Source organism: Streptomyces antioxidans, assembly GCF_000968685.2.
Taxonomy (GTDB): domain Bacteria; phylum Actinomycetota; class Actinomycetes; order Streptomycetales; family Streptomycetaceae; genus Streptomyces; species Streptomyces antioxidans.
The window spans coordinates 74,436-81,998 of sequence record NZ_LAKD02000118.1; the positions used below are offsets into that span (position 1 = coordinate 74,436).

At 74.1% G+C, this 7,563-nt stretch carries 4 protein-coding genes and 1 pseudogene; 4 read left to right on the top strand and 1 reads right to left on the bottom strand.

What is annotated here, in order from left to right:
• Nucleotides 1-11: 11 nt before the first annotated feature.
• From VT50_RS32715 to VT50_RS40735, 3 genes and pseudogenes are all read left to right on the top strand, one after another.
• On the top strand, nt 12-749 hold the full coding sequence (locus VT50_RS32715) for a helical backbone metal receptor (RefSeq protein WP_046085430.1): 738 nt from the start codon (nt 12-14) through the stop codon (nt 747-749).
• A 284-nt stretch (nt 750-1,033) separates the two neighbouring features.
• Nucleotides 1,034-1,747: pseudogene (locus VT50_RS40730) on the top strand (alpha/beta hydrolase); the annotation flags it as partial.
• A gap of 33 nt (nt 1,748-1,780) precedes the next feature.
• Complete coding sequence (locus VT50_RS40735) at nt 1,781-2,677, top strand: Vgb family protein (protein WP_420822249.1); 897 nt, start codon at nt 1,781-1,783, stop codon at nt 2,675-2,677.
• 122 nt (nt 2,678-2,799) lie between these two features.
• Here the strand turns inward: VT50_RS40735 and VT50_RS32725 are convergent, their stop codons facing one another.
• Nucleotides 2,800-6,060, bottom strand: coding sequence for an amidohydrolase family protein (locus VT50_RS32725; protein ID WP_046085428.1), 3,261 nt, complete (start codon nt 6,058-6,060; stop codon nt 2,800-2,802).
• Nucleotides 6,061-6,404: 344 nt separating this feature from the next.
• Between VT50_RS32725 and VT50_RS32730 the strand changes: the two genes are divergently transcribed.
• Nucleotides 6,405-7,355 (top strand): alpha/beta fold hydrolase, encoded by a 951-nt coding sequence (locus tag VT50_RS32730; protein ID WP_079343937.1) that lies wholly within the window; start codon nt 6,405-6,407, stop codon nt 7,353-7,355.
• The last annotated feature ends 208 nt before the right edge of the window (nt 7,356-7,563 follow it).

The window sequence follows — 7,563 nt, forward strand, 5'->3', positions numbered from 1 at the left end:
ACGGTGGGGCGATGAGCCCTCGCACCCCCGTACGGCGCGTGGTGTCCCTCGTGCCCTCGCTCACCGAGGCCGTCGCCGCCACCGCGCCCGAACTGCTCGCCGGGGCGACCGACTGGTGCACCCATCCGCCCGGCCTCACCGCGGAGCGGATCGGCGGCACCAAGAACCCCGACACCGCCCGGATCGCCGCGCTCGCCCCCGATCTGGTGATCGCCAACGAGGAGGAGAACCGCCCCTCCGACCTCGCCGCGCTGCGTACCGCGGGTCTCGAGGTCCTGGTGACCGAAGTGCGCACCCTGGAGCAGGCGTTCAGCCAGCTGGAGCGGGTCCTGGTACGCGGCTGCGGACTGGCCCGGCCCGGCTGGCTGGACGCGGCCGAGGCCGCCTGGGCGGACGTACGGGCCGGTGGCCCGGTGCGGCACGCCGTCGTACCGGTGTGGCGGCGTCCGTGGATGGTGCTCGGCCGGGACACCTTCGCCGGTGACGTCCTGGCCCGGCTGGGCGTACGGCACCTCTACAGCGCGCACCCCGAGCGCTATCCCCGGATCCCGATCCAGGAGTTGACGGCGCGGGAGGCGGATCTGGTGGTGCTGCCCGACGAGCCGTACCGCTTCACGGCCGACGACGGCCCCGAGGCGTTCCCCGGCCTCCCGGCGGCCCTGGTCAGCGGCCGCCACCTCACCTGGTACGGCCCCTCGCTGGCGGAGGCGCCCGGCGTCCTTACGGCTGCGCTCTCGGCGGCGCGGTAACTGTACGGTGGCCGGTGGCGGCCTCAGGCCCGTGCGCGGTCGTGCGCGGCCGGCGACGGCGGCGAGAACGGTGCGCCGCAGGGCCAAGAAAGCGGATGCGCCGGAAAAGCGATGGCCTTAACTTTGCCTCCGGCATATCTTTTCCTCGCGGGGGAGACGGCCCGGCTCCCTGATGAGCCCGTTGCTCCGATGAGCCCGGTCTCCCGATGAGCCGGTTGCCCCCGCGAGGCCCGGCCACCCACGACCACGACGGAGGACCGTTGCTGAACGCCATCGCTGTTCCCATGGCGCCCGAGGCGGCCCGAGCGGTCCGTGACCGCCCTGACGCGCTGATCGCCGCCCCGCTGCCGCAGGACGCCGAGGTGCGGGGCGACTGGGTCCGCGCGCCCGGCGCCCGCGGCGGCGCGGTGATCTACGTGCACGGCGGCGGATTCGCCCGCACGATGCCCGAGGCCGAGCGGACGATGGCCTATCGGCTGTCGAAGGCGACCGGACGCCCGGCCCTGCGCGTGGACTACCGGCTGGCCCCCGAGCACCCCTATCCCGCGGCGCTCGAGGACGTGCTGGCCGCCTGGCGCGCCGTGCTGGACGAGGGCGTCCCGGCCGCCGAGGTCGTATTCGCCGGGGAGTCGGCCGGGGCCACGCTGGTGCTCTCCGCCCTGCTGGAGATCCAGCGGACCGGAGGCCCGCGGCCCGGTGCCGCGATCGCGATCTCGCCCCTCACCGACTTCGCCCTTAAGGGCGCGTCGATCGCCGACAACGACGGTAAGGACGTCATGAGCCGGGCCGCGCTCGGCTCCATCGTCGCCCAGTACCTGGCCGACGCGCCCGCCGACCACGCCCCGCAGTCGCCGCTGTACGGGGATCCGCACGGGCTGCCGCCGTTGCTGATCGCCGTCGGCACCGACGAGGTGCTCCTGGACGACGCCCGCCGCTTCGCCGAAGCGGCCGACGCCGCCGGGGTCAGCGTGCGCCTGGAGGAGTACGAGGGCATGCCGCACGCCTTCCAGCTCTCCGAGCCGGGCGAGGTGCTGCTGGACCGGATCGGCCGGTGGCTCGCCGACCCGGTGCGCGTCTTCACCGTCAGCGGCCCGGACGCGGGCCCCTACGCGCTCACCGGCGGCTCCGACGGTGCCCTGTGGTACACCCTGGTCCACCAGGGCGCGATCGGCCGCAGGGACGCCGACGGCCGGATCACCGTCCACTCCGCCGGAACGAAGCCCATGATGATCGCCCAAGGGCCCGATGACGCCCTGTGGTTCAGCGAATACGGAACCCACTGCATCGGCCGGATCGCGGTGGACGGCACGCTTTCCTCCTTCGCCCCGCCGACCGCCGACGGCGGGCCGTACGGGATCGCCGCGGGCCCGGACGGCGCCCTCTGGTTCACCCTGTCGGCCGCCGGCCGCATCGGGCGGATCACCATGGACGGCCACATCACCGAGTACCCCGCGCCCGAAGGCTTCCCGTCCGCCATGGCGGCGGGGCCGGACGGCGCGATGTGGTTCACCCTCAACCAGGGCAACGCCATCGGCCGGATCACCATGGACGGCCGTACCACCGCCCACCCCCTGCCGACCGAGGCCGCCGCGCCGGTGGGCCTCGCCCAGGGGCCGGACGGCGCCCTGTGGTTCACCGAGATCGGCGCGGGGCAGATCGGCCGCATCACGGTGGACGGGACCGTCACCGAGTACCCGCTGCCCGACCGCCAGGCCCGGCCGCACGCCATCACCAGCGGCCCCGACGGGGCGCTGTGGTTCACCGAATGGGGCCGCGGCGGCGTCGGGCGCATCACCACCGACGGCCGGATCACGGCGTACGACCTGCCCCGGGCCGACTGCGAACCGCACGGCATCGCCGCGCACGACGGCGCGCTGTGGTGCGCCCTGGAGACCGGAGCACTGGCCAGGATCGACGTTCCCCGCTGACGGGCCGGGTGGGGCGGGCGGCCGGGCGCGCCGGGCAGGCCCGGACGCGGCCGCGGACGTGGACGTGGACCGAGCGGGGCCGGGGCCGAAGCCCCCGCCCCGCTCCGCCCCCGCCATCGCCCTCAGTCCACCGAGCAGCAGGAGTCGCGCCGCAGCTGCCGCCCCACCTCCAGCCACTCATCGGCCGACTTCCCGTGCGGCGCCGCCGCGGCACCGGCCCCCGGGAAGGACTCGACCAGGTCGCGCTGCTCGTACGGCACCCCGCCCCGCAGCACCGACACCGTCCGTATCAGCGTGTCGAAGTCCGTGAAGGGATCGCCGTCCACGACCGTCAGGTCCGCCAGCTTGCCGACCTCCAGGGTGCCCAGATCGCGGTCGGCGCCGAAGGCCCGCGCGGGGAGGACGGTCGCCGTACGCAGCGCCTCCTCCGGCGACAGCCCGAACCGGTGCAGGGCGCGCAGCGCCATGTGCAGATGGAGGCCCACCGGCACCAGCGGCTGGTCCGTCCCCAGGGCCACCACCCCGCCCCCGGCGAGGACCCGCCGGTAGACCCCGATCTCCGTGCGCAGCGTGGTCAGCTCGTCCGCGGTCGGCGGCGTCCCGGCGAGCTGCCGTACGAGCGCGGTGTCCCACGGCGGCATCAGCCGGGTGACCCGTTCGTCCTCCGCCAGCGAGGGGTCCGCCCCGACCAGGGGCGAGGCCGTGAACGGCGTGGCGATGAGCCGGAAGTCGGAGGTCGCGGTGTAGATCTCCGTCAGGTCCTGCTGGGAGTGCCCGGTCGCCGTGGTGGCGTGCCCGTACTCCAGCCGCTGGGTGGCCTGCAGATGCGTCGTGAGGTCCTGCCCGAGCTGTATGCCGGGTGAGCACAGATGGCTGCCGGTGCGCACGCCGAGCCGTTCATGCGCGAACCGGGCCGCCTCCTCCATGATCCAACCCGGTGCGCGCACATAGGTCTTGACGAAGTCCCAGTCGAGCGCGGCACCGCGCGCCAGGGAGCGCCGCAGACCCTCGCGGGTGCGATGCGCCCGGCCCATGCTGTACGCGACGCGCGGCCCGTCCAGCAGCTCGCCGGTGGCCAGCAGCCGCGGCCCGGCCAGGGCGCCCGCCGCGACCGCCTCCCTGAGGCGCGCCTGCTCATAGGCGAACCCGCCGAGGGAGACCGCGGTGGTGATGCCGTACGCGAGCTGGAGGGCGGTCTGACGGCCCCCGTAGGTGTACTGCCAGGGGTGGGTGTGGGCGTCCCACAGCCCGGGGATGACGGTGCGGCCGGAGGCGTCGACGCGCCGCTTCGCGGGCCGCCCGGCCCGGTGCGGCTCCACGGCCGCGACGCGTCCACCGCGCACCACGATGTCCACGTCCTCACGGACCGTGCCGCCCTTACGAGCCGTGCCGCCCTTACGGCCGTCACCACTGGGGTGGCCGCCCTCGCCGCCGGTGCCGTCCCAGAACCGTCCGGCGTGGACGACGGTGTCCGCGGGGCGCGGCCGCCGGTGGTCCAGCGGGATACGGACCGTGCGGGCGGCGCCGCTCGTGACGTCCAGCAGCCGCAACCGGCCCGCCGACAGATACAGGACGCTACGGGAGTCCCCGGACCAGGAGGGATGGTCGGCGGCCTCGTCGGTCAGCCGCCGCGGCGCGCCATCGGGGGTGCCGTCCGCCCTTACCGGCAGCAGCCACAGGGCGGACTCGACGATGAGCGCCATATGGCGGCCATCGGGGGACCAGACCGGCCCGGAGTCATAGCGGTCGGAGAGGGAGGTGTGCGGGGCGACGGCGTGCTGCCTGGCCGCACCCGTACTGATGTCGATCACCCGGATCAGGTTGTAGCCCTCGCGGAACCGCTGGTTCAGCCGATTGCGATCGCACAGGGCGACATGGCGACCGTCCGGCGACCAACTCGGCCGCCCGGGCAGCCCTCCGGCACCCAGCGGCGCGGCCAGCACCCGTTCCGTACCGGCGTCGAGATCGCGCAGGACCAGGTTTCCCGACATGTCGACACTGGCGAGCCGCTTGCCGTCGGGGGAGAGTGCCGGATGCACCCGGCCGCCGGAGGCCAGCACGGTCTCCGCGCCCGAGGCCAGGTCCCGGCGGCGCACGGCCAGCAGCCCGTCGCGGTCGTCGGCGTACACCAGGGCGCGTCCGTCGGGCGTCCAGGTGGGAGCCAGCAGATACCGGGTGGGGGCCGCCCGTACGACCCGGCGCGGGGCCCGGCCGCCGGAGACATCGGCGACCCAGAGGGAGTTGAGGGCGGCGAAGGCCACCTTACGGCCGTCGGGAGAGAGCGCGGGCAGATGCACCCCGCGCACCGGCCGCACCCCGCCACCGTCGAAGTCGTACCGCTTGACGCGGTACCGGGGCCGGTCGACGGGGAGGGTGGCGGAGAAGGGGATCTCCTCGTACGCGAGCGCCTTACGGTCGGCATCCGCACCGGCGCCTGACCGTGTCGCCGAGGACACCCGGAACACCCGGAACCGCCCGTCCACGGTGAGCAGCAGCTCATCCCGCGATACCCAGCGCGGCGGCACGGGCTGCACATCCCCCGTGACCGCCAGCGGCTCCCCGCCCACGACCAGCGTGCAGGAGGCGGCGGGAGCGGCCGTGGTCCGCAGATAGGCGAGATGGCCGCCGGAGGATACGGACGGCGTCATCACCTGGGCGGCGGCGGTGGGATCGGTGTGCTCGACGGTGACGGGTCCGGTGCCGTCGGCCCGTACGGAGGCGACCGTACGGGCGTTCAGCGTCGTCCCGTCGAGCGCACCGCGCACGAACAGCACCCGCTCGCCGTCCGCGGACCAGGTGGGGTCGAAGTCCTCCCAGGCGCCGTCCTGGAGCGGCCCCTCCTGGCCGTCCACCCCGGTGAGCCGGGTGAGCTCACCGCTGGCCACCTCCAGCACCCAGATCCGGTACGGGCTGCCCGCCACGGGGTCGCCGCCGCGCTCGGAGGCGAAGGCGATCCGGGTGCCGTCGGGCGACCAGGCCGGACCGCGGTCGTCCCACGGGCCATCCGTTCGCTGCCGCAAACCGGAACCATCGGGCCGCAGGGTCCAGACATGGAATCCGCCACCCCGGTAGGCGCAGACGGCCAGCAGCTTTCCATCGGGGGAGTACACCGGCCGGGTGGGCTCCAGGTCGGCCGGTGTGAGCGCGACGGCCTCGCCGCCCTTACGGGTGACCGACCACAGGACGTTCTGAACCTCGGCGATCAGACGGTCGCCGGACGGGGAGAGGGTCGCCGCACCGTTGGTGGCGGCCGTGAAGGAGAGCGAGCCCGCCCGGGCGGGTGCGGCGGCGGCCGCCTCGAAGGGCAGGGCGGCAGCGCCGGCGGCGGTCCCCACAGCGGCGGTCCCCACAGCGGCGGCCTGCAGGAAGCGCCGCCGCGACAGGGCGAGAACATCCGCTGCGGCGGGCGACCCCGGAGAGCCGTCCGACTCGGGGGAGTCGGGCGAACCCGAAGCGCCGGTCGAGCCAGCGGAGTCGATGGAGCTGGGGGAGCTCGTGGAGCTGGGGGAGCTGGCGGAGAGCGAGGCGTCGTGCGAGTCCAACGGTCCTCCTGGAGAGAGGGAGTTGTATGGATCGGCAGTCGATACGCGGTACCAAGCGCTTGATCGTTACACACCCCGCGCCCCGGAGGACAGGACCGCGTCGATGCCCTTGGCTTGCGGGCCCGGCAAAGGGAGAGTGGGCTTCCGTTCGCACCAGAGTGATCCGAGCAAGGAGATGAGACGGCATGCCCGACGGCGGTATCACCCACCGCACCGACCATCTGCCCATGCCCGACGGCGTGCGGGTCGTGACCTACAGCTGGCTGCCGGAGAACGGCGCCGTGCGCGCGATCGTCCAGATCGCCCACGGCGCCGCGGAACACGCCCGGCGCTACGACCGGTTCGCCCGCTTCCTCGCCGCACACGGCTATGCGGTGGTCGCCTCGGACCACCGCGGCCACGGGGCCACCGCCGATTCGACGGGCGGCCTCGGCGTCGTGGGCGAGGACGGCGACGGCTGGCGGGCGATCGTCTCGGACCTGCGCACCATCGGCGACCGCGCGCGGGCCGCGCACCCCCGCGCGCCCCTGGTCCTGCTCGGCCACAGCATGGGCTCGATGCTGGCCCGCGACTGTGCCCAGGAGTACGGCGAGGAGCTGGCCGGGCTGATCCTCTCCGGGACCTTCCGCTCACTCCCGGGGACCGAGACCGAGGAGGCGCTGGCGGGCATCGCCCAGGAGATCGCGGAAGGGGGCCGGAACGGCCAGTCCACCTTCACTCCGAACCTCTTCGCCTCGTTCAACGACCCGTACGAGCACATCCAGGACCGGACGGGCTTCGAGTGGCTCTCGCGCGACGCGGCGGAGGTGGCCATGTACGCGGGGGACGAACGGTGCGGCTTCGCGTTCAGCGCCGGGCTGTCCCAGGACTGGGTCCGCGGCGTCCGTAAGGTCAACGACCCGCGCCACCAGGCCCGTGTCCCGGCCACGCTGCCGGTGCATATGGCGGTGGGCACCGAGGACCCGTGCAACCAGGGGATGACGCTCGTGTACGAACTGCTGGAGGACTTCCGCTACGGCGGCACGCGGGAGCTGACCTGGAAGGGATACCGGGGAGCCCGGCACGAGATCCTGAATGAGACCAACCGGGACGAGGTCCAGCAGGACCTGCTGACCTGGCTGGAGAAACACATCTGAACCACGGGCCGAGGCAGGACCGAGCGCCGTGGCAGGGCCGACCGGGGCTGACACGGGGCTGACCGGAGCCGACCGAGGCTGAACAGGGGCTGACCGGAGCCGCCTGGTGGCCGACACCGAGGCTGAACCGGTGCCGACCCGGGTCGACCGGAGCAACCGAGCCGACCCTCTCCCACCCCGGAGCCGCCCCACCCCCTCACCCCGGAGT